We start from the raw sequence: 23446 nt of genomic DNA on the forward strand, positions 1-23446 counted from the left end.
CAAGGGGACTGGTTATGATCTCCGCCATGTCCGAGGTGGCGGGGGACGCGACGTTGACGGTGGACGAGCTGTCAGCGCGGGTCGGCATGACGGTACGCACGTTGCGGTTCTACGCGGGCCGCGGGCTGATCCCGCCGCCGATCCGGCGCGGCCGGATCGGCTACTACGGTCCGGAGCACATCGCTCGACTCGATCTGGTCCGTGAACTGCAGGCCCACGGGTTCACGCTGCAAGCCATCGAGGGCTATCTGGAGCGGATCCCGTCCGACGCGACACCACAGGACATCGCACTGCACCGGACGCTGCTCACGCCGTGGATGCGAGACCTGCCCGAAACCCTCGATCGGGCGGCGCTGGTCCGGCGTACCGGCCGCGAGTTGACCGACGACGACATCGAGATGCTGGTCGCGCTCGGCGTCGTCGAACCGACGCCGGACGAGGACGTGTTCCAGGTGGCGACCGCGCATCTCAGCCTCGGCGTCGAACTGCTCGACCTCGATCTGCCCGTCGAGGCGGTGCTGGCCGCCGGTCGCATCTTCACCGAACACGGCCGCGCCATCGCCGAGGAACTGACCGAGGTGTTCCGTACCAAGGTCTGGCCGCACTACCGCGACTCCGGGGGCCCGCCGGAACACACCCAGCGGTTGATCGAGCGGTTCAAGCCGGTCACGATCCAGGGTCTCGTCCTGGCCTACGAGCGCGCCGTCGGCGAGACCCAGCGCGACACGGTCCGCCGGACCCGGAGCAAACGGCACTGACTGCTGGTCCGCACTGCCTCGCCCAGGCGGGACACGCCCTAGATCGGGCCGGCACCCGGACCGAGGGTGGCGCGTCGGCTCAGTTCGGTGTTCAGCCGGCGCCGGTAGATTGCGAGCCGGATGCTGAGAACCCTCGCCTCGCCGACCGGCTGTCGGCGCGCGGCGACGAGATCATCGATCTCGACGAGCGCCTCCGCCAGTTCTCCGGACTCCCACAGATCCAAAGGATCCGAGCGCGCCAAGCGATCCAGATACTCCGATGTCATCGCGACCCGCCAACCCCTCGCCGGAACAGCACGTTCAGCGCCTGGGTCCGGGGCACGTCCACAGCTCGGACCCTACGCCCGAGGGCTGTTGAACACTAGTGTCCTGAAGATGCTGGGCTGCCCGGGATCCGCAGGTAGGTGAGGCCGCGAAGGTCGAGGTAGGTGTCGTTCGGGGTGCTCACCACTCGCAGGAGTACGCCTTCGCAGCCTGTGCATCGCGCCACCATGCCAGGGGCATCGACGTACAGGCGTGCGTCCGCGAACATCCCGGTCCGGCCGCACTCCGCGCACCGCGTGACCGCCGTGGTGATGTCGACGGCGAACACCTCGCTCAACGCCCCCGCGGCGGCATTGCCGTCCAGGTATTCCGGATCGCTCATGGCCGGCCTCCAGTCGGTCCGAACCGCTCGGTTCTCACCCTCGCCGGGTCGTGACCGGCCGCCACCAGCAGGTCCGCCACCGTCTCCACGAACGGTGTCGGTCCGCACACGTACGTCGTCGCGCCCTCGTCGGGCCTGAACGCGTACCGCTCGAGCAGGTCCGCGTCGATCCGCCCGACCCGAGGCTCCCCGGCCGGCGCCTCGCGGGTGTACACCAGCCGTACGTCGACGTCGTCCGACGCGGCCAGCTCCTTCAGATCACCGACGTAGATCACGGACTCCGGCCGCCGCACCGAGTACAACAACCGCATGCGTGTCCCGGACCCGTCCGCTGCCCGCAGCATCGCCCGCAACGGCACGATGCCCGAACCACCGCCGATCAGCTGCACCGGGCCTTCCTGCTCGGGCTTCCACACGAACCATCCGCCGACCGGTCCCCGGATCTCCAGCGGATCCCCGGCTCGCAGCACCTCGACGAGGTACGGCGACACCTCGCCGTCCGGCACCTGCTCGACGGTCAACTCGATCGTCGCCCCGTTCCACGCCGACGCGATCGAGTACGACCGCGACGCCTGGTATCCGTCGTCCGCGGTCAGCCGCACGTCGAGGTGCTGCCCGGCGAGATGCCCCGGCCAGTCCGGGACGTCGAGCACGATCGTTCGGGCGGTCGCGGTCTCCCGGCGTACGACGGCGACCGTGGCGACCTGCCATGACCTCCGCGCCGTCAGTCGCCCGCGTATCGCTGTTCTTTCCATGGGTCTCCGTACTCGTGGTAGCCGGCGGTCTCCCAGAAGCCGAGGTCCTCGGTGTCGGACAACACGAGGCCGCGGACCCATTTTGCGCTCTTCCAGAGGTAGAGGTGCGGGACGAGCAGCCGTGCGGGTCCACCGTGCTCTGGATCGAGCGGTTCGCCGTCGTACTCGTAGGCGATCCAGGACTGCCCGTCGAGCAGGTCGTCGAGCGGCACGTTCGTGGTGTAGCCGCCGTAGCTGTGCGCCATCGCGAAGTCCGCGCCGGTTTCGACGTCCGCGAGCAGCGCGTCGAGCGGGACGCCCTTCCACGTCGTCTCCAGCTTGGACCACCGCGTCACACAGTGGATGTCCTTGGTGATCTCCTCGGCGGGCAACGCCATCAGCGCCGCCCAGTCCCAGGTGTACCTCTCCCCGGTCTCCGTCGTGACCGTGAACTCCCAGTGGTCGGTCAGGATGTGCGGCGTCGGCCCGGCCGACAGCACCGGGAACTCCCGCGTCAGGTACTGCCCGGGTGGCAGCTGTGCACCACCCCCGCGCCGGCCCTTGAAACCTGGCGACACGATCCCCATGACGACCTCCCTCGGCTCCTGGAGGCAGTCAATCACGCCGCCCTGCGCGCCGGGAGAGCAGCGGTCCGCCAACAGGACTACAGTGATAGGTACGCGCTGCCCCGGACCACGGCTCGCGCATCGCGACGTGTCCGGGAGGAGCCCTGGTGAGCCAGTGGTACGCAGTACGGTCCACCGCCACCGACAAACGGACTGCAGCGTCCCGATCCCACGGCGTGAGTGCACTTGTCTCCGAAGGGGAGGTGCCGCCGCTCAAGGATCCGGTGGCCGACGAGTGAAGATCGCAGCGTCGGGTACCGGTCGTCAGCGGCGAGACCGGCGGATCAAGCGCCCTGGCCTGAAGCCGCGGCACAGCGACTACTGGATGGCGCGCGACGCGATGAGCATTGCTTCGACGATCCGGCCGCTGGAGTGGACCTTCCGCCCGGCGGCGGTTCGAGTCTGGACGGATTGGGTGGATCACGAACGCAGCGCGCGAGTCTGGGGGGCGATCAGGTCCGTCGGCGACGGCGATGGTCCGGCCCCGTCCTTGGCGCACGCCGTGTTGGCCTGCGGCCAGGCGCTCTCCGCGGCAGGCGCCGGGCTCGCGATGACGCGCGGATACGGATTGCCGGAGCCGGTGTTCGCCACCGATCCGGCGATCAGCGAATTGGACGAGCTCCAGTTCGAGTTGGGTGACGGGCCGAGCAGTACGGCGGTCGAGACCGGTGCACCGGTGCTCGAACCGGACCTGTCCGGGGCCGAGGCCGGTCGGCGATGGCCCGCGTTCGCAGCGGCGGGTGCGGATCGGGGCATCCGTGGCGTCTTCGCGTTCCCGGTCGCCGCCGGAGCGGCCAAGGTCGGCGTCCTCACCGTGTACCGCCGGGAACCGGGACCGCTGCAGGCTGAGCAATTGGCCGACGGGCTGGTGTTCGCCGACGCCGTGTTCGTGCTCGCCCTCGACCATCACCAGGGCATCAACGCGGATCTGGACGAGGTGATCGAGGCTGCCTTCAGCGCTCGCCGGGCCGAGGTCCACCAAGCTGCCGGCCGGCTCGCCTCCCAGCAGCGCATCAGTGTCACCGACGCGCTGGCCAGGCTGCGCGCCTACGCCTACAGCAATGGTCTGTCATTGCACGCGGTCGCTGTCGACGTGATGGCCGACCGCCTGCACCTGAACCACGACCGCGCTCCCGACGGTGACCCACCACGGAACGGGCCGCGTCCGATAGACCCCGAGCAAGAGCAGGAGGAGGACTGATGAGTATATCTAACCGTAGAGTGCGCGAAGTGTTCATCGAACTGTCGGACACCCTCGTCGACGACTTCGACGTCATCGAGTTCCTGGACCGGCTCGCGGGACACTGCAGCGAGGTCCTGGAGGTGTCGGCGTGCGGCATCCTGCTCGCGGATCACCACGGTGCCCTGAACCTGGTCGCGGCCTCCACCGAAGAGGCCCGGCTGGTCGAGCTCACCCAGCTGCAGAACCTCGAGGGCCCGTGTCTGGACGCGTTCCGCACCGGCCGCCAGGTGCAGCATCCGGATCTGCGGGACGCCCGCGACCGCTGGCCGCGCTTCACCGCCGCCGCTGTCGGCGCCGGCTACCTCTCGGTGCAGGCACTGCCGATGCGGCTGCGCGACACCGTGCTCGGTGCGGTGAATCTCTTGAGCACGTCCACCGGCCAGCTGGATGCCGACACCGTGGCCCTGGGGCAGGCGCTGGCTGACGCGGCCACCATCGGCATCGTGCACCAGCGTGCGCTGGCCCGCCAGGAGATCGTCACCGAGCAGCTCCAGTACGCTCTGAACAGCCGGATCCTGATCGAGCAGGCGAAGGGGTTCCTCAGCCACAGCCTGGACATCGATGTTCAGGCGGCGTTCGGCATTCTGCGGTCGTACGCGCGGGCCAACAACCGCCACCTGACCGCGGTCGCGGACGATGTCGTCCAAGGCCGTCTGACGCTGGTCCCGAACTGAGCGGCCCGACCTGTGGCGCTCAGCCGCTCGGCGGTCTACGCTGAGCGAGCCTGTTCGGGCATGCCCAAGACCCCGGCGCCAGGTGTGCCGCGCCGCTTGGAGGGGTTGGGCACGGCACACGGTGATACCAGCCCAGGACGCTCGCACCGCCTGGCTGGTGGTCAGGCGCAGGACCCGTCGCAACGGCATAGCGCGTGTGCGCACCGAGCGGCGGTTCCCCTGCGTCTACCTCCTGCGACTACACCCCCAGCGTCCGGCCGATGATCTCCTTCATGATCTCCGTGGTGCCGCCGTAGATGGTCTGGATCCTGGTGTCCAGGTAGGCCTTCGCGATCGGGTACTCCGTCATGAACCCGTAGCCACCATGCAACTGAAGGCACCGATCGACGACCTTCTTCTGCAGCTCGGTCGTCCACCACTTCGCCATCGCGGCCTCGGCCACGGTCAAGGTGCCGGCGTTCAGCTCCTGGATGCAGCGGTCGACGAAGACCCGCGCGATCTGGGTCTCGGTGGCGATCTCGGCCAGGACGAACCGGCTGTTCTGGAACGAGCCGATCGGGCGGCCGAAGGCCTTCCGGTCCTTCACGTAGCGCAACGTGTCGTCGAGCATGTTCTCGCACGCAGCTGCGGCGACGACCGCGATGGTCAGGCGCTCCTGCGGCAACTTCTCCATCAGATAGACGAAACCTTTGCCTTCTTCGCCGAGCAGGTTCGCCACCGGCACCCGGACGTCGTCGAAGAACAGCTCCGCGGTGTCCTGTGCCTTCAGCCCGATCTTGTCCAGGTTCCGCCCGCGCTCGAACCCGGGCATCCCGCGCTCGACGACGATCAGCGAGATCCCCTGCGCTCCCGCGTCCGGGTCGGTCTTGGCCACCACGATCACCAGGTCGGCGAGGATCCCGTTCGAGATGAACGTCTTCTGGCCGTTCAGCACGTAGTGGTCGCCGTCGCGCCGCGCCGTGGTCTGGATGCCCTGCAGGTCGCTGCCGGCCCCGGGCTCGGTCATCGCGATCGCGGTGATCGTCTCGCCCGAGCAGAACGCCGGCAACCAGCGCTGCTTCTGCTCCGCCGTCGCATAGTCCAGCAGGTACGCCGAGTTGATGTCGGTGTGGATGGTGAACCCGACCCCGCTGGCGCGGACCCTGGTGAGCTCCTCGATCAGCACGGTGTTGAACCGGAAGTCGCGCGCCCCACCGCCGCCGTACTCCTCCGGCATCATGAAGCCGAGCAGGCCCGCGGTGCCGGCGGCCCGCCACAGCTCACGGGGGACGATGCCGGCCTCCTCCCAGCTGTCGTGGTGCGGGACGATCTCCTTCTCGCAGAAGGCGCGCGCGGTCTCCCGGAAGGAGTCGTGATCGGGCTCGAACAGCTGACGTTCCACAGGCGGCCTTCTCTCGATTAAGGACTGGTCTCAGAGCTGCACGGCGGCGCCGGACTCCAGCAGGTCGTCGATGTCGGTGATGCCCCAGTCGGTCAGGGCCTCGCGGGTGTGCTCCCCCGGTCGCGCGGGCGGCCGGTCCAGGCTGGTCGGCGTACGGTCGAAGCGCGGCGCCGGAGCTGCCTGCCGGACACCGTGGTGCTCCACGAAGGTGCCGCGGGCCGTGAGGTGCGGGTGGTCGGCGGCGAGCGGGAGGACCGGCGTGACGCAGGCGTCGGACCCGTCGAAGAGCTCGGTCCACTCGGCTTGGGTGCGTTGCCGGAACGTCTCGGTCAGGACCTTCCGCAGCTCCGGCCACTGCGCCGGGTCGTTGCGGTCCGGTGCGTTGAGACCGAGCTTGTCGATCAGCTCGGCGTAGAACTGCGGCTCGAGCGCCCCGACCGCGACGTACTGGCGATCGGCCGTTTCGTACACGTCGTAGAAGGGCGCTCCCGTGTCGAGAAGGTTCGTCCCGCGCTCCTGCCGCCAGGATCCGGCCGCGAGCGCTCCGAGCAGCATCGTCGTCAGGTGCGCCGAACCGTCCACGATCGCCGCGTCCACCACCTGCCCCCGCCCGTTGCGCTGTGCCTCGTGCAGGGCCGCGAGTACGCCGATCACGAGGTAGAGCGATCCACCCGCGAAGTCACCGAGCAGGTTCGCCGGGACCTGCGGCGGGCCACCTTCCCGGCCGATGAGATGCAGCGCGCCGGACAGGGCGAGGTAGTCGATGTCGTGTCCGGCGGCCTGCGCGAGCGGGCCGTCCTGACCCCAGCCCGTCATCCGCCCGTAGACCAGTCGCGGGTTGACCGCGTGACAGTCCTCCGGCCCCAGCCCGAGCCGCTCCGCTACCCCCGGCCGGAACCCCTCGACCAGTACGTCGGCCTGCGCGACAAGCCGGCGTACGACATCGACGGCAGCGGGCTGCTTGAGGTCCAGGGCGGCGCTGCGGCGGCCGCGGTTCACCAGGTCGAGCTCGGGCGGGCCGAGCGAGATGCCGCCGCCGGGGCGATCGATGCGAAGCACGTCGGCGCCGAGCTCGGCGAGCAGCATGCACCCGAACGGCGCCGACCCGATCCCGGCCAGCTCGACCACCTTGATGCCCGCGAGTGGACCCATGACGGCTATTGTGACAGTGCCACTGTCACAGTCGTCAAGTCAGGTTTCGGAGTCGGTTGGTCCCGGGAGCCGTGACAACTGGGTGGCGGCGAACGCCAGCTTGTCCGGGTTCATCACGAACTGCAGGTCGGTCACGCCCTCCGGGCCGGTTCCGATGAAGCAGATCGCGACCACGCCGTCGGGGCCGACGGCAACCAGTGCCGGTTCGCCGTTCGCCTCCGCGAGGTACGCCTCGATGCCGGCGCCGAACCGTTGCAGCGCCCCGGTCACGTACCGCGCGACCCGGTTGCGGCCGACCACCAGGTTGCGCGCCGCGGACACCTTCCCGCCGCTGTCGGCGCGGGTCATCACGTCCGCGGCCAGCAGCTTCTCGAGCTCCTCGACCTCACCCAACCGCGCGGCCGCGAGGAACCGCTCGACAAGTTTCCGCCAACCCGCCCGATCGACAGGCTGCTCCTGGCGCGGCTCTCCCGCAAGCTTCTTCCCCGCCCGCGACGCCAGCTGCCGCGCGTTCGCCTCCGACGTCCCGATCAGCGCGGCGACCTCGCGGTACCCGTAGGCGAAGGCCTCGTGCAGCACGTACGCCGCCCGCTCGGCCGGGGTCAACCGTTCGAGCAGGAGCAGCAACGCGAACGACACCGACTCCCGCTCCGCCACGATCTCCAACGGACCGAGCGCGTCGAACTCGGCCCGCCCGGTCAGCACCGGCTCAGGCAACCACTCCCCGACGTACGTCTCCCGCCGCGCCCGCGCCGACGTCAACACCTTGATCGAGAGGTTCGTGACAACCCTCGCCAGATACGCATCCGGATCCCGCACCGCGTCCCGATCAGCGTCCTGCCACCGCAACCAGGCGTCCTGCAAAATCTCCTCGGCATCAGTCGCCGTACCAGTCATCCGGTAAGCAATCCCGAACAACCGCCCCCGCACCCGCTCGAACTCATCCACGCAGAAACGTCTCCGCAGCTCGCTGGACCGTTCCGTAGTACTCCGACCAGCCCGACTCGTCGAGCAGATCGGCGTCCTTGCCGCCCTGTCCGTCGATCAGCTCCCGCAGGATGTCCGCGTGACCGGCGTGATGTGCGGTCTCGTCGACCACCCGGACCAGCAACGCGCCGAACGTCGTACGGCGCTTCTCCTCGGGCCAGTGCGGCACCTCGGCCGGATGCTCGAGGTCGAGCTCGGCGATCGAGAGATCGCTGTGCGCGCACGCCTCGCGATACAGCCGGGTGATGTACTCCGTCGACTCCTCCGGCTTCGCCCACAGGTCAGCGCCCTGCCATACCGAACCGTCCGCTTCCCACGGCAGTACTTCGGCCGGCGGGCGGCCCACGCTGGTGCCGAGGTACACGTACTCGATGCCGGTCAGGTGCTTCACCAAGCCGAGCAGGTTCGTACCGGAGGCGACCAGCGGACGCCGCCGGTCGTACTCACTCAGCCCGTCGAGCTTCGCGAGCATCAACGCCCGGGTCGACTCGAGGTACTCCTGCAGGACCGTTTTCACGGGGCTCCCGGGGGGATGAAGGAGGTGGGTGGGGCGCCGGATTCGATGAGTTGGAGGAGGGCCTTGGTGTCGGCGTGTTCTTCGATCAGGTCGGCGAGGCGGTCCAGGCGGGACTCGCGGAGGGCGGCGAAGGAGACTGAGCCGTCGGGGGCCGGTGTGCCGGTCTGGGTGGCTACCTCGGTAAGGAACGCGTGGCGGGCGGTGTCGTCGTCGAGGAGGCCGTGCCAGATGGTGCCCCAGGTGTTGGCGACCCGACAGCCGCCGGGGAACTCGTCCGCGTGTCCGATCACGTCTACGACGCCGTGGTGGATCTCGTACGCCGTCGGCGCCGGACGGGCCAGGGCCTTCTCCCGCGCGAAGGTCGTTGCGACTGGCAACAACCCGAGACCGCGCCGCTCGCCACCGCCTTCGATGCCATCTCCGCCCCCGCGTTCGACGCTGCTTTCGACGCCGTGTGGGTCGGAGATCGTCGTGCCGAGCATCTGGTAGCCGCCGCAGATCCCGAGGACCGGCCGTCCCTCGGCGACCCGGGCCGACACCGCGTCGGCGAGGCCGAGCGAGCGTAGCCAGTCCAGGTCCGAGCTGGTCGCGCGCGAGCCGGGCAGGACCACCAGGTCGGCGTCGCGGACCTCGCCCGGGCTGGTCGTGAAGAACACGCTGTTCGTCGGCTCGACCGCCAGCGCGTCGAGGTCGGTGAAGTTGCTGATCCGCGGGAACCGCACCACCGCGATCGTCAGCAGGTCGCCCGGCGAGGTACGCCGTACCGGGATGTCGAGCGCGTCCTCGGAGTCCAGCCAGAGATCGGGCAGCCAGGGCAGAACGCCGTACGTCGGCCGGCCGGTGACGGACGTGAGCATGTCGATCCCCGGCTGCAGCAGCGACGCGTCACCGCGGAACTTGTTCACCAGGAACCCGCTGATCAGCGCCTGGTCGGCCGCGTCGAGCAACGCGACGGTGCCGAACATCGACGCGAACACTCCCCCGCGGTCGATGTCCCCGACCACGACCACCGGCGCCTTGGTGTGCTGCGCGAGGCCCATGTTCACGTAGTCGGACTGCCGCAGGTTGATCTCGGTCGGACTGCCCGCGCCCTCGCTGATCACCACGTCGTACCGGGACGCGAGATCGTCGTACGCCGCGAACGCCGCCGCGGCGAGCTCGGCACGCTCGGTCAGGAACCCGCGCGCGGACAGCTCGCCCCACGGCCGGCCCATCAGCACCACGTGACTGCGGCGGTCGCTGCCCGGTTTGAGCAGCACCGGGTTCATCGCGGCCTCGGGTTCGGCGCCCGCGGCAACGGCCTGGATCCACTGCGCGCGGCCGATCTCGGTGCCGTCCGCGCAGACCATCGAGTTGTTCGACATGTTCTGCGCCTTGTACGGCGCCACTCGCACACCCTGGCGCGCCAGCCACCGGCACAGCCCCGTGACGACGGTCGTCTTCCCGGCGTCGGACGTCGTACCGGCGATCAGCAGCGAACCCACTCGGACATCTTAGAGGGGGTCTGAGGACCCTGCGCCGTAGCGAGCAGGTGCCCGTCGAGTGCCGCGTAGTAGGCGCAGGGTCCTCAGACCCCCTCTCAGGGTTCGCGGTCGGAAGGCCGATCGGTGCTCGGGATCCGGGGCGTCGTGCCCTGGAAACGGGTGGCGCCGGTCTTCGCGGACAGCGGGGTCGCGATGTTCTCCAGTGACTTGCCCTCGGCGTCGACCCCGAAGAACCAGGCGATCAGCCCGCCGGCCAGCATCACGGCCGCGCCGACGATGTATCCGACGGTCAGCGGCCCGCGCGCCGGGTTGTCGCCGCTGCCGATCAGCGAGGCGAACAGGAACGGCGCGATCACGCCACCGGTCAACTGCGAGATCGCGAAGAAGAACGAGATCGCCTGCCCGCGCAGCTCGATCGGGAAGATCTCGCTCACCGTCAGGTACGCCGAGGAGGCGCCGGCCGAGGCGAAGAAGAACACCACGCACCACAACCCGGTCAGCGACGCAGCGTTCAGTACGCCGGCGTTGAACAGCAGCGCGGTGATGAACAGCACGACCGCCGACAGCGCGTAGGTACCGAGGATCATCTTCCGTCGGCCGATGGTGTCGAACAGGTGACCGAGCAGCAGCGGACCGGCCAGGTTGCCGATCGCGAACGGGAAGAAGTAGAGCGCGACGCTGGAGTCGTTCAGGCCGAAGTACGACTTCAGGACCAGCGCGTAGGTGAAGAAGATCGCGTTGTAGAGGAACGCCTGCGTGACCATCATCGAGAAGCCGAGGAACGAGCGGCTGCGGTAGTCGCGCAGCATCACCCGGGCGATCTCGCGGTACGTCACCGGCGGGTAGTCGACCACCTCGATCGCCTCGTCGTCGGTGACGTCCCGCAGCTCGCCGCCCTGGCGCCGGACCGTCGCCTCGATGTCGTCGACGGTGCGCTCGGCCTCCTTGACCCGGCCGTGCGTCATCAGCCAGCGCGGGCTCTCCGGGATGTGCCGGCGCAGGTAGATGATGAACAGCCCCATCACCGGGCCGATCAGGAAGCACAGCCGCCAGCCCCACTCGATCGGGACGATGTCCTTGTCCAGGAACACCAGCCCGACCGCGGAACCGATCAGCGCACCGCCCCAGTAGGTGCCGTTCACGCCGATGTCGACGCGTCCGCGGTACCGGGACGGGATCAGCTCGTCGATCGCGGAGTTGATCGCGGCGTACTCACCGCCGATACCCATTCCGGCGATGAACCGGAACACCAGCAGCGATCCGAGGTCCCAGGACAGACCGGCGGCGCCGGACGCGATCAGGTAGATCAGCAGCGTGACGATGAACAGACTGCGGCGCCCGAGCCGGTCGGTGAGCCGCCCGAACACCAGCGCGCCGACCACTTCACCGGCCAGATAGATTGACGCCATCAGGCCGACCTCGGAGGTGGTCAGGTGCAGTGTCTCGGGCTCCTTGAGGACGTTCCCGACCAGCGAGACGAGCTGGATCTCGAGGCCGTCGAGGATCCAGGAGACGCCCAGACCGACGACGATCATCCAGTGGAACCGGGTCCACGGCAATCGGTCCATCCGGGCCGGTACCAGACTCCGCATCGCCTTGCCGTGCTCCAACGCGTGCTCGCTCATCCGTGCTCCTCCCACAACCTGGGCCTTCAAAGCCCGTACCCCACGGGTGACGATCCGCAAACCCTCGGTCACGGTGGCTACAGTTGCGGGCATGGAGAACGAGATCACCGTGGTGGACGCCAAGGAGCGCAGCCGCTACGAGGCGCACGACGCCGACGGCAACCTGATGGGCTTCGTCGACTACCGGTTGCACCCGGGTGTCATCAGCTTCCTGCACGCCGAGACGCTGCCGGACTTCCGCGGCCGTGGCGTGGCCGGGACGATCGCCACGAAGTCCCTCGACGACGCGCGCGCCCTCGGGCTGCGGGTGAAGCCGGCTTGCCCGTTCTACCAGAGCTTCCTCGAGGAGCACACCGAGTACGCCGACCTCGTGGGGCTGCCCAAGTGACCGCGCCGGTGATGGGCAAACTCGACTGGCAGCCGGCCGCCGACGTACCCGAGTTGCTCGCCGCGCCGACGCGGGACGCGCTCGGTGAGCTGCCGGCGTACGCGGCCCCGATCGACGCGGAGCTGGCCGACACCGCGGCGTTCTGCGCGGAGTACGACGTACCGATGGCGGCCTCGGCGAACTGTGTGATCGTGCTCGGCAAGCGAGCCGGCGAGGAGTCGTACGCCGCGGTGCTGGTGCTCGCGACCGACCGGGCGGATGTGAACGGCGTGATCCGCAAGCACCTCGGAGTACGGAAGATCTCGTTCGCCGCCCAGGATGACGCGGTCAGCACGACCGGCATGGAGTACGGCGGGATCACGCCCATCGGCCTGCCCGCGGACTGGCCGGTGCTGGTCGACGATGCGGTCGTCCAGGCCGGTCCAGTGGTGATCGGTAGCGGCATCCGCGGCTCGAAGGTGCTGCTGGACGGCGCCGAGCTCGCCAAGTTGCCGACCGCAACGGTGCTGGATCTGGCGCAACACTGAACGGTGACCGGGGATGGAGCAACACGATTGGCCCGCTGAGTACGCCGAGCTGACGGCGGCCGACCGGCGCGCCCCGCTGCCGCCCGCGGATCTGGACCGGCTCGCGGTCGCCGCCTTCGTCCTCGGTCACGACGACGAGGTCGCGGCGTACCGCGAACGGGCGCATGCCGAGCATCTCGCGCAGGGTGACGTGGTGGCGGCGATCCGCAGCGGCTTCTGGCTCGGGTTCCACCTCCAGCAGCGCGGCGAGCTCGCCCGAGCGGCGGGCTGGCAGGCGCGGATCGAGCGGCTGATCCCGGACGGCAGTCCACAACTCAGTGGGCTCGTCGCGATGGCCGGCGCTGCGTTGCTGATGAACTCCGGTGATGCCGCGACCGCGCTGCCCTTGTTCGAGCAGAACATGGGGTGGGCGGAGGAGCCGGACGCGATCGTGCTGGCCGCGCTCGGCCGCGGGAACTGCCTCGTGATGCTCGGCCGCGGCGCCGAGGCCCTCAAGGCGCTCGACGAGGCGATGGTCCACGTCACGGCCAGTCAGGTCGGTCCCGAGGTCGCCGGGATGGCGTACTGCTCGGTGATCGCCGTGTGCATGAACCTGTACGACTTCCGCCGCGCCCAGGAATGGACGAAGGCGCTGACCGGCTGGTGCGACCAGCAGTCCGGCCTGGTCCCGTACCGCGGCGCGTGCCTGGTGCACCGCGCGCAGATCCTGCAGCTCCGCGGCGCCTGGTCGGCTGCGGCCGACGTGGCCGAGGAGGCCTGCCGCAGGTTGTCGGCGGGCACTGTCGGCTCGGCGTGGTACCGGCTCGCGGAGGTCGAGCGGCAACGTGGCCGGTACGCCGCCGCGGAGCGCGCGTACCTCGAGGCGGCGGCCGACGGGATGGATGTCCAGCCCGGGCTCGCGCTGCTGCGAGCGTGGCAGGGCCGGGTGGATGTGGCGATCGCGGGTCTCGAGCGGGCGCTGGCCGAGGACGCGTTGGCGGCGAACCGGCCACTGCTGCTCGCGGCCCGCGTCGAGCTCGCGGTCCGGTCGAGCGATCGCGAGACGGCACGGAAGGCAGCTGCCGAGTTGAACGAGCTGGCTCGCGCGGATTCGCCGTACCTGCAGGCCTTGGCGGCGTACTGCGAGGGCGCGGCACGGATCGCGTGTGGTGATCCGCAGAGTGCGATCCCGTCGCTGCGCCGGGCGTGGACGCTGTGGCAGCGGCTCGAGATGCCGTTCGAAGGTGCGCAGACGCGACTGTTGGTGAGTCAGGCCTGCCGGGCGCTCGGTGACCACGACGCCGAGCAGATGGAGCTCGACGGCGCGCGAACCGTGTTCGAACGGCTCGGCGCGATCGAGCAACTGACCGCACTGGACCAGCTCGCACGGCCCTTCAACGGCACCGGGCTCACACCGCGAGAGGTCGAAGTACTGCGTGTGCTCGCGACCGGGGCCACCAACCGCGCGATTGCCGACGAACTGTTCCTCAGTGAGCGGACCGTTGCTCGCCACGTCAGTAACATCTTCGGGAAGCTACGCGTCTCCAGCCGATCCGCGGCGACCGCGTGGGCGCTCCAGCACGGCGTCAATACGCAGAAATGACCACACGCTCCGGCCACGGTCGGCGTGAATGGTTGATGTGCCGCGGCGGCTCCCGGTCCTAACTTGAGAGCTATGGACATGGTCGGGACTGTGGTGATCGGAGCCGGGCAGGCCGGGCTCGCGATCGGGTACTACCTGCGACAAGCCGGTGCGGACTTCGTGATCCTCGACGGACACGAGCGGATCGGCGACTGCTGGCGCGTGCGCTACGACTCATTGCGGCTGTTCAGCCGGCCGCGGTACTCGAGTCTGCCGGGGCTCCGGATCGGCACCCGGGACTGCCCGAACCGCGACGAGATGGCGGACTACCTCGAGCAGTACGCGGCTCATCACGAGCTGCCCGTGCGCACCGGCGTACACGTGACCCGGTTGGCGCGCGACGACGACGGGTTCGTGGTGGAGACGACCGCCGGCGACTGGCGCGCCGAGCAAGTCGTCGTGGCGGCCGGGATGCACAGCGTCGCGCGCCGGCCCGCGTTCGCCGGCGAGCTCGATCCCTCGATCCGGCAAGTGCACTCGCTGGACTACCGGAACACCGATCAGCTTGCGGACGGGACGGTGCTAATCGTTGGTGCGGCCAACTCTGGAACCGATATCGCACTGGAAGCCGTCGGCACGCACAAGACCTTGCTCGCCGGCAGGCACCCGGGCCAGGTGCCGGTCGACATCGACTCGACCGTCGGGCACCTCTTCACCCCGGTCGTGATGTTCCTGTTCAAGTACGTCCTCACCAGACGTACGCCGATGGGCCGCAAGGCGATCGCCAACGCGGTTCGGAACGGGCTGCCGTTGACGCGGAACAAACTCGAGCATCTCGACGCGGCCGGCATCGAACGGATCGGGCGGATCGAGGGCGTGCGCGACGGCTGGCCGGTGACCGCGGAGGGCGACGTACTCGACGACGTGCGGTCGGTGGTGTGGTGCACGGGTTCCGATCCGGACCACAGTTGGATCGACCTGCCGGTGTTCGACGAGAACGGTCGTCCGCGCCACGAGCGGGGCGTGTCGAGCGACGTACCCGGGCTGTACTTCCTCGGGCTGGACTTCCAGTACGCGATCGCCTCGGCGGCCGTCCAGGGCGTCGACCGGGACGCTCGCTTCCTCGTCAGACACGTGGGCCATCTCACTCCCCGGAGTGCCGATCGCGCGATACCCGTGGACAGGCGGTAGCATCCCGGGCTGAAATGGGTGCGTGGCTGGGCGTGGATCAGGGTGAGTGAGCAGAGCACGGTGAGTGGCGGCGATGGTGGGCCGACCGCGCTCCGGATCATGCTCGGTGGGCAGCTGCGGCGGATGCGTGAGTCCGCCGGGATCAGTCGTGCCGACGCGGGCTGGCAGATCCGGGCGTCGGAGTCCAAGGTCAGCAGGATGGAGCTCGGCCGGGTCGGGTTCAAGGAACGCGATGTCAGCGATCTGCTCGAGCTCTACGGCATGGACGACGACCCGGAACGCGACCGGTTGATGGAGCTGGCCCGGGCCGCCAACAACCCGGGCTGGTGGTCCCGGTACGGCGACGTGATGCCGAGCTGGTTCGCGAACTACGTCGGTCTCGAGGTCGCCGCGGCGCTGATCCGCACGTACGAGGTGATGTTCGTGCCCGGTCTGCTGCAGACCGAGGAGTACGCGCGGGCGATGGTCCAGCTCGGGAAGCAGCCGTTCCTGGAGAACCAGGAAGTCGACCAGCGGGTCGAGCTCCGGGTCACCCGGCAGCAGATCCTGACCCGGGCGAACCCGGCCCGGCTCTGGGTGGTCATCGACGAGTCGGTCCTGCACCGGCCGGTCGGTGGAAAGCGCGTACTACAGGCGCAGATCGAGCATTTGATCATGTGGTCGCAGCAGCCGAACATCACCTTGCAGGTGATGCCGTTCAGCAGCGTCGGGTACGCCGGAGCGGGCGGCGCGTTCAGCCTGCTGCGGTTCCCGGACGACGACCTGCCGGACATCGTCTACATCGAGCACGCCGCGAGCGCGCTGTACCTGGACAAGCTCGAAGAGGTCGACGAGTACGTCGCGATCATGGAAGGCCTGACGATCTCGGCGGCGCCGGTGTCCGCGACCGAGGGCCTCCTGAAAGAGGCCCTCGCGCAGCTCTGAGTTGTTAAGCGACCTTGAGGTCGACCTTGATGTTGCCGCGGGTGGCGTTCGAGTACGGGCAGACCTCGTGGGCCTTGGCGACGAGGTCCTCGGCGACCGGACGCTCCAGGCCGAGCAGGCTGACGACCAGCGCGACCTCGAGGCCGTAGCCGGCGCCGCCATTGATCGGGCCGATGCCGACCTCCGCGGTCACCGTCGAACCCTCAACGTCCAGACGGGCCTTGCGTGCCACGACCTTCAGCGCACTGTGGAAGCAGGCCGCGTAACCGGCCGCGAACAACTGCTCGGGGTTGGTGCCGTTGCCGGTGCCACCCATCTCGGCCGGCGGCGCGACCACGACGTCGAGCTTGCCGTCGCTCGTGGCGACCTTGCCGTCACGGCCGCCGTCGGCGGTGGCGCGGGCGGTGTACAGAACCTTCTCAACAGCGATCGTCATAGCTGGTTTTCTCCTAGCGAGTGGGGTCGAGCAGGAGCTTGCCGACGGTGCGGCGGGCTCGCATGTCTTCGTGGGCGGTGGCGACCTCGGACAGCGCGTACTCGCCACCGACGATGGGGCGGAGCATGCCGTTCGCGGTCAGGTCGAACAGTTCGGCGAGCGGGCCGCCGAGCAGCGCCGGGTTGGCGAAGCTGTCGGCGAGCCAGAAGCCGGCGATGGTCTTCGAGCCCTTCATCAATCGGCTCGGGTCGATCGGCGCGGCCTGCTCCCGGGACGCGGCGCCGAAGGTGACCAGTCGGCCGAACCGCGCGAGTGCCGCGAACGACTCGTCGAAGGTCGGTCCGCCGACCATCTCGAGCACGATGTCGACCGGCTTGCCGCCGTTCGCTGCGAGGATGCGGTCCTTCAGGCCTTCCGGCGTACCGTCGATGGCGGCGTCCGCACCGAGGTCCAGGACCTGCTTACGCTTCTCCTCGGTGGAGGCGGTCGCGATCACGCGGCCGGCGCCCCAGTGCTTGGCGAGTTGCACGGCCAGTGAGCCGACACCGCCGGCCCCGGCGTGCACGAGTACGGACTCTCCCTGCTGGAGGTTCGTGGAGGTCTTCAGGAGGTGCCACGCGGTGATGCCTTGCAGTACGAGCGCGAGCGCCTGACCGTCGGTCACGCCGTCCGGCACGTCCCATGCGTACGGCGCGTGCGCGACGGTCTGCTCGGCGTACCCACCGGAGCCCACGAGTGCGACGACGCGGCGGCCGTCCGCGGTGCGCCCGACAACCTCACCACCCGGGATCAGCGGCAACTCCGTCTTCGACAGGTAGCTGTTCTCGACCTGGTGGGTGTCCGCGTAGTTGATGCCCGCGCGGTCGACCGCGATCAGCACCTGGCCGTCGCCGGCGACCGGCTCCGGGACATCGCTGATCTTCAGGACCTCGGGTCCGCCGAATTCGGTGATCTGAATGGCTCGCATACACCGTACTATACACTGTACGTTAGGACGATCGAAGGGAGTTGGGTCACATGGCGCGGACGCCGCGGAACACCCTGAGCGCCGACCTGATCGTGCGCACCGCACTGGAACTGATGGAGGCGAAGGGCACCGACGCGTTCAGCCTGCGTGGCGTCGCCGCCGAGCTCGGCGTCGGCCCGATGGCGCTCTACACGTACTTCCGGAACAAGGACGATCTGTACGACGCTGTGCGCGACCACCTGATGGCGCTGCTGCCCGCCGTACCGTCCGAAGCGGCGTGGCCGGACCAGGTGCGGGCGGTGTGCCGGTCGTTGCGGCTGCTAATGCTCCAGCACCCTTGCCTCGCACAACTACTCGCGGGACGGCCGCTGAGCGGGCACGAGACCGCGCGGGTCGCCGAGGGGTTGCTCGGCGTACTGCGGGCTGCTGGGTTCGACCCGGAGACGGCTACGCGGACGCATACGACGTTGTTCACGTACGTGCTGGGGTCGACGTCGTGGGAGATCCAGATGGCGGCGGAACGCCGGGACCCTGAGGCGTGGCGGCGCTTGCGGGCGTCGATGGAGTCGCTGTCGGCGCGGGAGTTCCCGTCGGTGGTCGAGCTGGCGCCGGAGCTGGCGCGGACGACCGGTGGCGACGAGCAGTTCGACTACGGGCTCGATCTGCTGCTTGCTGGCTTGGCTGGTCTTGCTGTCAGAACACCATCGTGACGATGGCGAGGATGCCGATGCAGACGATCAGGGCCCGGAGTGCGATCGGGGGCAGCCGGCGGCCGTAGCGGGCGCCGATGAAACCGCCGATCGTGGAGCCGACGGCGATCAGCGCCGCGGCGAGCCAGTCGATGTCGTGGACGGCGATGAACAGGATCGCGGCGACCGAGTTCACCACCGTGGCCAGGACGTTCTTCAGGCCGTTCATCCGCTGCAGGTTGGAGTCCAGTCCGAGGCCGAGGATGGCCATCAACAGGACGCCCTGCGCGGCACCGAAGTACCCGCCGTAGACACCGGTGGCGAAGACCGCGGGAATCACCCACCAGGCGCCGCGGTGCAGGTGCGCCGGGGCGCTGATCCACTTCGACAGCCAGGGCTGAAACGCGACGAGCAGACAGCCGAGCAGGATCAGGACCGGTACGACGGCGTGGAACGCGGAATCGGGCAGCGTCAGCAGCAGCACTCCCCCGACGATGCCACCGGCCAGTGACGCCGGGATCAGCCGCAGCATCCGGCCGCGCTGACCTTCGAGCTCGCGGCGGTAACCGATCGCACCCGCCGCCGTACCCGGTGCGAGGCCGACCGTGTTGCTGACGTTCGCGAGCACCGGCGGGATACCGACGGCGAGCAGCGCGGGGAACGTGAGCAGCGTGCCCGACCCCACCACGGCGTTGATCGTGCCTGCGCCCATCCCCGCCACCAGGACGAACAGCGCCTCGAACCATGTCATCGCTGACTGACTTTACGCACCTGATCCCGGTTCCCGCTCACCGGTCCGTCCGTTGAGAAGACAGTATGCGATCGACCCGTCGTCAATCGACAACACACAGCGAGGCCTCCCCGGAATGATCCGGGGAGGCCTCGTCAGCTTTCTCGGCGTTGCCGCGGCTCGGCTCAGTCGGCTGTGCAGCGGGTCGGCGTACCTGCTTGTGCTGTGGCGTGAATGTCAGCGCTGCGGCGGCTCGGCGGCCGGCGGCTCCTGCGGGGGCAGGTCCTGGGCCGGAGCCGGCGGCGGGACGGCCGGTGTGGACGGAGCCTGGCTGCGGCTGTTCACCGCGGCGGACTCGGCCGCCGCGATCGCCTCGCGGACCGCGTTGTCGGCCTCGGCCACCGCGGCCCCACCCGAGCCGTTGCCGACACCTGCGGCGTCCAGCTCGGGCACCTCGCCGTTCTGCAGCTCGGGCGCCTGCCAGTCGCCCTCGGCCTTCTGCGCGATGCCGGCCACCTGGCCGACCGCGCTGCCCAGACCCTTGAGCGCGTCGCCGATCTCGCTCGGCACGATCCACAGCTTGTTCGCGTCGCCCTGGGCGATCGACGGCAGCATCTGGAGGTACTGGTACGCGAGCAGGCCCTGGTCCGGCTTGCCGGCGTGGATCGCGTTGAACACCGTGGTGATGGCCTGCGCCTCACCCTGCGCCTTCAGGATCCGCGCCTGCCGCTCGGCCTCGGCGCGGAGAATCCGGGACTGCTTGTCACCTTCTGCGGTGAGGATCGCGGACTGCTTCTGACCTTCGGCCGATAGTACGGCGGACTGCCGCATACCTTCCGCGGTGAGGATCGCGGCGCGCTTGTCACGGTCCGCGCGCATCTGCTTCTCCATCGAGTCCTGGATCGACGGCGGCGGGTCGATCGAGCGCAGCTCGACCCGGTTCACCCGGATGCCCCACTTGCCGGTGGCCTCGTCCAGCACGTACCGGAGCTTCTCGTTGATCTCCTCACGCGACGTCAGCGTCTGCTCCAGGTCCATGCCACCGATGATGTTCCGCAGCGTGGTCATGGTCAGCTGCTCGATCGCCTGGATGTAGTTCGAGATCTCGTACGTCGCCCGGACCGGGTCGTTCACCTGGAAGTAGATGACCGAGTCGATCGACACCATCAGGTTGTCCTCGGTGATCACGCCCTGCGGCGGGAACGCGACGACCTGCTCGCGCATGTCGATGGTGTAGCGGACCTTGTCGACGAACGGGGTCAGCAGGTTCAGACCCGGCTGCAACCCGGTCTTGAACTTCCCGAACCGTTCGACGATCCCGACGGTCTGCTGCTGCACCACCCGGACAGACTTGATCAGTGTGACGATCACCAGTAAGGCGACCAATGCCAGCACTACAAGGAACGCGGTCACTTCGACCCTCCAGCTCGACAGAACCCTCAGGACGGACAGTCTTTCCTATGGACGGGCCATCCGACCTCCCGGTTCCCGGCGCGTCGCCTACCTGACCCCGCAGGCAAACCCCACACCACCGATACAACCGACACTACTGCGCCCCCGGCCCCACTCAACCGCCCCGCTTTCACCCGCCCTCCCCCACCGAACCGCGCGCTCTCCCCGCCTCCCCAACCGCGCGCCCGCCCACCACAAGAACGGATAACCCCTCGACTCGGGGGGTCCTCCCCTCTCACACCATCAGAGAACCCCCACCACCAGCGGATATCCGCCCGCGTGCTCCAACCGCCGCCAGCTCACGCCCAAGCCGAAAACACGCCGGCCCGCCGGCAACCACCCCACTTCAGTAGCCTCTGCAGGTCGTACGGCGGGACCTGAGACCCGCAGTCGGGCCTGGGGACCTGCTATTTCAGGTCCCCACCCCCGACAACATGTCCCAGCCCACCGGCACGCCCGACCCGTCGCACAGCAAACCGCTCCGCACGCGCCACTCCCTGAACAGCCGCAAACGCCCCGCGCGCACATCACCCGCGACGCGTAAGCACCTCCCGCCGCGTGCTTACAACCGCTCGCCGCCGCGCAGGTCGCGCGCCGCCGCGCCCTCTGTACGCCGGCTCCCGCGTGCTCCGTGGCGAGCACCTCACGCCGCGCCGTTCGCCCCGCGGCACTCCCGCCGTACCACTCGAGCCGTTCGCCCCGCCGGCCCCGCGCAATCGCGCCGTACCCCCTCGTGCCGTAAGCCTGCGCCCTCGCGCAATCGCGCCGTACCCCTTGTGCCGGACGCCCCACGCCCTCGCGCCGCACGCTCCCGCCGTACTTCTCCTGCCGAGCACCCCGCTGGCGCACCTCGCCGCAGGCCGCCTGCTGCGCGGTTCGTGCCGAGGGTCTCGGCTCGTGTGGTTGCTGGTGGGGCGTGTGTTGTCGGGTTCGGGACGGGGGTTAGGGCTGGGGTGGGTCTGTTGGGTTTGGGGGGTCGGTGTCGAGTTGGTGGTGGAGGGGTTCGGCGACGGGGTAGACGACTGCGGTTGCGCCGTCGATCGACATCACCTCGACGCGGGTGCCGGGTGGGATGGTGGAGACCTCGTCGTACGGGCGGGCGGTCCAGAGTTCGCCGTTGAGGCGGACGGAGCCGCCGCCGTCGGGGTGGATCTCCTTGACCACGGTGCCGTTGCGGCCGATGACGTGGGCGGAGCCGGTCTTCAGTTCGGTGCCGTGATGGATCTTGCGGACCAGCAACGGACGGATCGCGGCCAGCATCGCGCCGGCGGTGATCAGCGCGACGACGATCTGCAGCCAGAGCAGGCCCGGGAAGAACGCCGCGACGCCCGCGGCGGTGAGCGCGCCGGCGGCCAGCATCAGCAGCGTGAAGTCGAGCGATGCCAGCTCGGCCAGACCGAGGACGGCGGCGATCGTCAACCACGCCGCCCAGATGTTGTCCCGCAGCCAATCCATCATTTCCCAAGCCTATCCACGTTGGGGGCTTCCAGCAGATGTTGGACGCGCCCCACCCCCTCCCCGCTCCCCCTTCCCTGCTCCCACCCCGCCGCCTGCCCCTCCCGCTCCGCCGCGCACTCGCACGGCCCGCTCTCCCACCCGGTCCCCCGTCGCAACCCGTCGACGTTTGAGGGGGCGCCCCCGGAGCTGGTGGGTTGCAGCCCCAGAATTTGCCGCTGCAACCCACCGTTTGAGGGGCCAGCCCCTCAAACGGCAGCACAGAAAGGCGGCGCGGGCAGCGCGGCCGAGGTAGGCGGGCAGCATGAGCCGAGGCACTGCGCGCAGCCGCGTCGCGAGGCCGGTGCGGGCCCGTGCACCGCGAGCAGGCGCAGCGCGGGGCGGTGGGAGCGCGGGGGGGGTGAGACGCGAGGGGTGGAGCGCGGGGCGCGGTGATGCGAGGCGGAGCAGCGCGGGGCGGTGGTGGGTTAGAGGGCTTGGGCTGTGTAGCGGGCGTTTTGGTGGGTGAGGGTCAGGGGGAGGTCGAAGGTTTCGCTGAGGGTGGCTGCGGTGAGGGCCTCGTTCATGGGGCCGGCGGCGACTACTCGGCCTTGTTTGAGGAGGAGGGCGTGGGTGAAGCCGGGTGGGATTTCCTCGACGTGGTGGGTGACGAGGACCATCGCGGGGGCGCCGGGGGCGGTGGCGATCGAGCTGAGGGAGCGGACGAGTTGTTCGCGGCCGGTGAGGTCGAGGCCGGCGGCGGGTTCGTCCATGAGCATCAGTTCGGGGTCGGTCATCAGCGCGCGGGCGATCTGGACGCGCTTGCGTTCGCCCTCGGACAAAGTGCCGAACGTACGGTCCTGCAGATGCGCGATCCCGAGCTCGGCGAGCAGTGCGGCGGCGCGTTGGTGGTCGAGGTCGTCGTACTCCTCGATCCAGCGGCCGAGTACGGCGTACGACGCGGAGACCACCACGTCCGAGACGCGCTCGCTCTTCGGCAAGCGGTCGGCCAGTGCGGCGCTGGTGAGTCCGATGCGGGGGCGGAGCTCGAAGACGTCGACCGCGCCGAGTACCTCGCCGAGGAGGCCGGCGACGCCGTACGTCGGGTGCAGTTGGGCCGCGAGGATCTGCAGCAGCGTCGTCTTGCCGGCACCGTTGGGCCCGATCACCACCCACCGGTCGGTCTCGTCGATCGTCCAGTCGATCCCGTCGAGCAGACGCGCGTCCCCACGGACGACCGTCGCGCCGGCCAGCTCCACCACTGCAGTCATGCAGCAAAACCTAAGGGGTCGCCGTCGGCGGCCTGTCTCCGGGTGGTGA

25 protein-coding genes are annotated in these 23446 nt (G+C 69.3%); 9 read left to right on the forward strand and 16 right to left on the reverse strand.

From position 1 onward, the window contains the following. Window positions 1-26 precede the first annotated feature (26 nt). Window positions 27-758: a MerR family transcriptional regulator gene (locus tag AC0662_RS09855; protein ID WP_452204437.1), complete on the forward strand. Its 732-nt coding sequence runs from the start codon at window positions 27-29 to the stop codon at window positions 756-758. 38 nt (window positions 759-796) lie between these two features. Here AC0662_RS09855 and AC0662_RS09860 read toward each other — a convergent pair whose 3' ends face one another. From AC0662_RS09860 to AC0662_RS09875, 4 genes are all read right to left on the reverse strand, one after another. Continuing rightward, complete coding sequence (locus tag AC0662_RS09860) at window positions 797-1024, reverse strand: hypothetical protein (RefSeq protein ID WP_478299721.1); 228 nt, start codon at window positions 1022-1024, stop codon at window positions 797-799. Between the two features lie 95 nt (window positions 1025-1119). After that, complete coding sequence (locus AC0662_RS09865) at window positions 1120-1404, reverse strand: DUF6510 family protein (RefSeq protein ID WP_478299723.1); 285 nt, start codon at window positions 1402-1404, stop codon at window positions 1120-1122. Next, entirely contained in the window at window positions 1401-2159 is a 759-nt protein-coding gene (locus tag AC0662_RS09870; RefSeq protein WP_478299725.1) for a ferredoxin reductase, read from the reverse strand. Before AC0662_RS09870 ends, AC0662_RS09865 begins: the two co-directional genes overlap by 4 nt. Then, the gene (locus AC0662_RS09875; protein WP_478299727.1) at window positions 2129-2725 is read right to left on the reverse strand and encodes a sulfite oxidase-like oxidoreductase; all 597 of its coding nucleotides are present in this window, start codon (window positions 2723-2725) and stop codon (window positions 2129-2131) included. The genes AC0662_RS09870 and AC0662_RS09875 overlap by 31 nt, the downstream gene beginning before the upstream one ends. Window positions 2726-2999: 274 nt before the next feature. On the opposite strand from AC0662_RS09875, the gene AC0662_RS09880 reads away from it, so the two are divergent. Both AC0662_RS09880 and AC0662_RS09885 read left to right on the forward strand, forming a co-directional pair. Then, window positions 3000-3965 carry a GAF and ANTAR domain-containing protein gene (locus AC0662_RS09880; RefSeq protein WP_478299729.1) on the forward strand — a complete coding sequence of 322 codons (966 nt, stop codon included), beginning with the start codon at window positions 3000-3002 and terminating at the stop codon, window positions 3963-3965. A gap of 29 nt (window positions 3966-3994) precedes the next feature. Next, window positions 3995-4681, forward strand: coding sequence for a GAF and ANTAR domain-containing protein (locus AC0662_RS09885; RefSeq protein WP_478299731.1), 687 nt, complete (start codon window positions 3995-3997; stop codon window positions 4679-4681). Window positions 4682-4919: 238 nt separating this feature from the next. Here the strand turns inward: AC0662_RS09885 and AC0662_RS09890 are convergent, their stop codons facing one another. The 6 genes from AC0662_RS09890 to AC0662_RS09915 form a co-directional block, all read right to left on the reverse strand. Then, window positions 4920-6062, reverse strand: coding sequence for an acyl-CoA dehydrogenase family protein (locus AC0662_RS09890; protein ID WP_478299733.1), 1143 nt, complete (start codon window positions 6060-6062; stop codon window positions 4920-4922). A gap of 30 nt (window positions 6063-6092) precedes the next feature. Further along, window positions 6093-7214, reverse strand: a complete 1122-nt coding sequence (locus AC0662_RS09895; RefSeq protein ID WP_478299735.1) for a CaiB/BaiF CoA transferase family protein — start codon at window positions 7212-7214, stop codon at window positions 6093-6095. 39 nt (window positions 7215-7253) lie between these two features. Continuing rightward, window positions 7254-8162, reverse strand: a complete 909-nt coding sequence (sigJ, locus tag AC0662_RS09900; RefSeq protein WP_452204429.1) for an RNA polymerase sigma factor SigJ — start codon at window positions 8160-8162, stop codon at window positions 7254-7256. Further along, window positions 8155-8718: a DinB family protein gene (locus tag AC0662_RS09905; RefSeq protein ID WP_478299737.1), complete on the reverse strand. Its 564-nt coding sequence runs from the start codon at window positions 8716-8718 to the stop codon at window positions 8155-8157. Before AC0662_RS09905 ends, sigJ begins: the two co-directional genes overlap by 8 nt. Further along, window positions 8715-10202 (reverse strand): cobyric acid synthase, encoded by a 1488-nt coding sequence (locus AC0662_RS09910; protein ID WP_478299739.1) that lies wholly within the window; start codon window positions 10200-10202, stop codon window positions 8715-8717. The genes AC0662_RS09905 and AC0662_RS09910 overlap by 4 nt, the downstream gene beginning before the upstream one ends. 95 nt (window positions 10203-10297) lie before the next feature. Further along, window positions 10298-11827 (reverse strand): MFS transporter, encoded by a 1530-nt coding sequence (locus AC0662_RS09915; RefSeq protein ID WP_478299741.1) that lies wholly within the window; start codon window positions 11825-11827, stop codon window positions 10298-10300. 91 nt (window positions 11828-11918) lie between these two features. On the opposite strand from AC0662_RS09915, the gene AC0662_RS09920 reads away from it, so the two are divergent. The 5 genes from AC0662_RS09920 to AC0662_RS09940 all read left to right on the forward strand — a co-directional run bounded on the left by AC0662_RS09920 (window position 11919) and on the right by AC0662_RS09940 (window position 16418). After that, window positions 11919-12215 carry a GNAT family N-acetyltransferase gene (locus tag AC0662_RS09920; RefSeq protein WP_452203570.1) on the forward strand — a complete coding sequence of 99 codons (297 nt, stop codon included), beginning with the start codon at window positions 11919-11921 and terminating at the stop codon, window positions 12213-12215. Then, window positions 12212-12742 carry a YbaK/EbsC family protein gene (locus tag AC0662_RS09925; RefSeq protein ID WP_452203569.1) on the forward strand — a complete coding sequence of 177 codons (531 nt, stop codon included), beginning with the start codon at window positions 12212-12214 and terminating at the stop codon, window positions 12740-12742. Before AC0662_RS09920 ends, AC0662_RS09925 begins: the two co-directional genes overlap by 4 nt. Before the next feature lie 13 nt (window positions 12743-12755). Then, the gene (locus AC0662_RS09930; protein WP_478299744.1) at window positions 12756-14324 is read left to right on the forward strand and encodes a LuxR C-terminal-related transcriptional regulator; all 1569 of its coding nucleotides are present in this window, start codon (window positions 12756-12758) and stop codon (window positions 14322-14324) included. 72 nt (window positions 14325-14396) lie between these two features. Further along, window positions 14397-15494 (forward strand): flavin-containing monooxygenase, encoded by a 1098-nt coding sequence (locus AC0662_RS09935; protein WP_478299745.1) that lies wholly within the window; start codon window positions 14397-14399, stop codon window positions 15492-15494. 99 nt (window positions 15495-15593) lie between these two features. Next, a complete protein-coding gene (locus AC0662_RS09940; RefSeq protein WP_452203574.1) occupies window positions 15594-16418 on the forward strand; it encodes a helix-turn-helix domain-containing protein in 825 nt (274 codons plus the stop codon). Between the two features lie 4 nt (window positions 16419-16422). On the opposite strand, the gene AC0662_RS09945 is transcribed toward AC0662_RS09940, so the two are convergent. Continuing rightward, complete coding sequence (locus AC0662_RS09945) at window positions 16423-16854, reverse strand: organic hydroperoxide resistance protein (RefSeq protein WP_478299747.1); 432 nt, start codon at window positions 16852-16854, stop codon at window positions 16423-16425. 13 nt (window positions 16855-16867) lie between these two features. Further along, window positions 16868-17821 (reverse strand): quinone oxidoreductase family protein, encoded by a 954-nt coding sequence (locus tag AC0662_RS09950; RefSeq protein ID WP_478299749.1) that lies wholly within the window; start codon window positions 17819-17821, stop codon window positions 16868-16870. 50 nt (window positions 17822-17871) lie between these two features. Between AC0662_RS09950 and AC0662_RS09955 the strand changes: the two genes are divergently transcribed. Further along, window positions 17872-18531, forward strand: coding sequence for a TetR/AcrR family transcriptional regulator (locus AC0662_RS09955; RefSeq protein WP_452203564.1), 660 nt, complete (start codon window positions 17872-17874; stop codon window positions 18529-18531). Here AC0662_RS09955 and AC0662_RS09960 read toward each other — a convergent pair. From AC0662_RS09960 to AC0662_RS09975, 4 genes are all read right to left on the reverse strand, one after another. Further along, window positions 18515-19261 carry a sulfite exporter TauE/SafE family protein gene (locus tag AC0662_RS09960; RefSeq protein WP_452203563.1) on the reverse strand — a complete coding sequence of 249 codons (747 nt, stop codon included), beginning with the start codon at window positions 19259-19261 and terminating at the stop codon, window positions 18515-18517. The two genes, AC0662_RS09955 and AC0662_RS09960, sit on opposite strands and share 17 nt — an antisense overlap. A gap of 216 nt (window positions 19262-19477) precedes the next feature. Continuing rightward, entirely contained in the window at window positions 19478-20653 is a 1176-nt protein-coding gene (locus AC0662_RS09965; protein ID WP_478299752.1) for an SPFH domain-containing protein, read from the reverse strand. A 981-nt stretch (window positions 20654-21634) separates the two neighbouring features. Then, on the reverse strand, window positions 21635-22150 hold the full coding sequence (locus AC0662_RS09970; protein WP_452203561.1) for an NfeD family protein: 516 nt from the start codon (window positions 22148-22150) through the stop codon (window positions 21635-21637). Between the two features lie 464 nt (window positions 22151-22614). After that, window positions 22615-23397 carry an ABC transporter ATP-binding protein gene (locus AC0662_RS09975; protein ID WP_452203560.1) on the reverse strand — a complete coding sequence of 261 codons (783 nt, stop codon included), beginning with the start codon at window positions 23395-23397 and terminating at the stop codon, window positions 22615-22617. Between the last annotated feature and the right edge of the window lie 49 nt (window positions 23398-23446).

The organism is Kribbella sp. NPDC043289 (assembly GCF_056436705.1).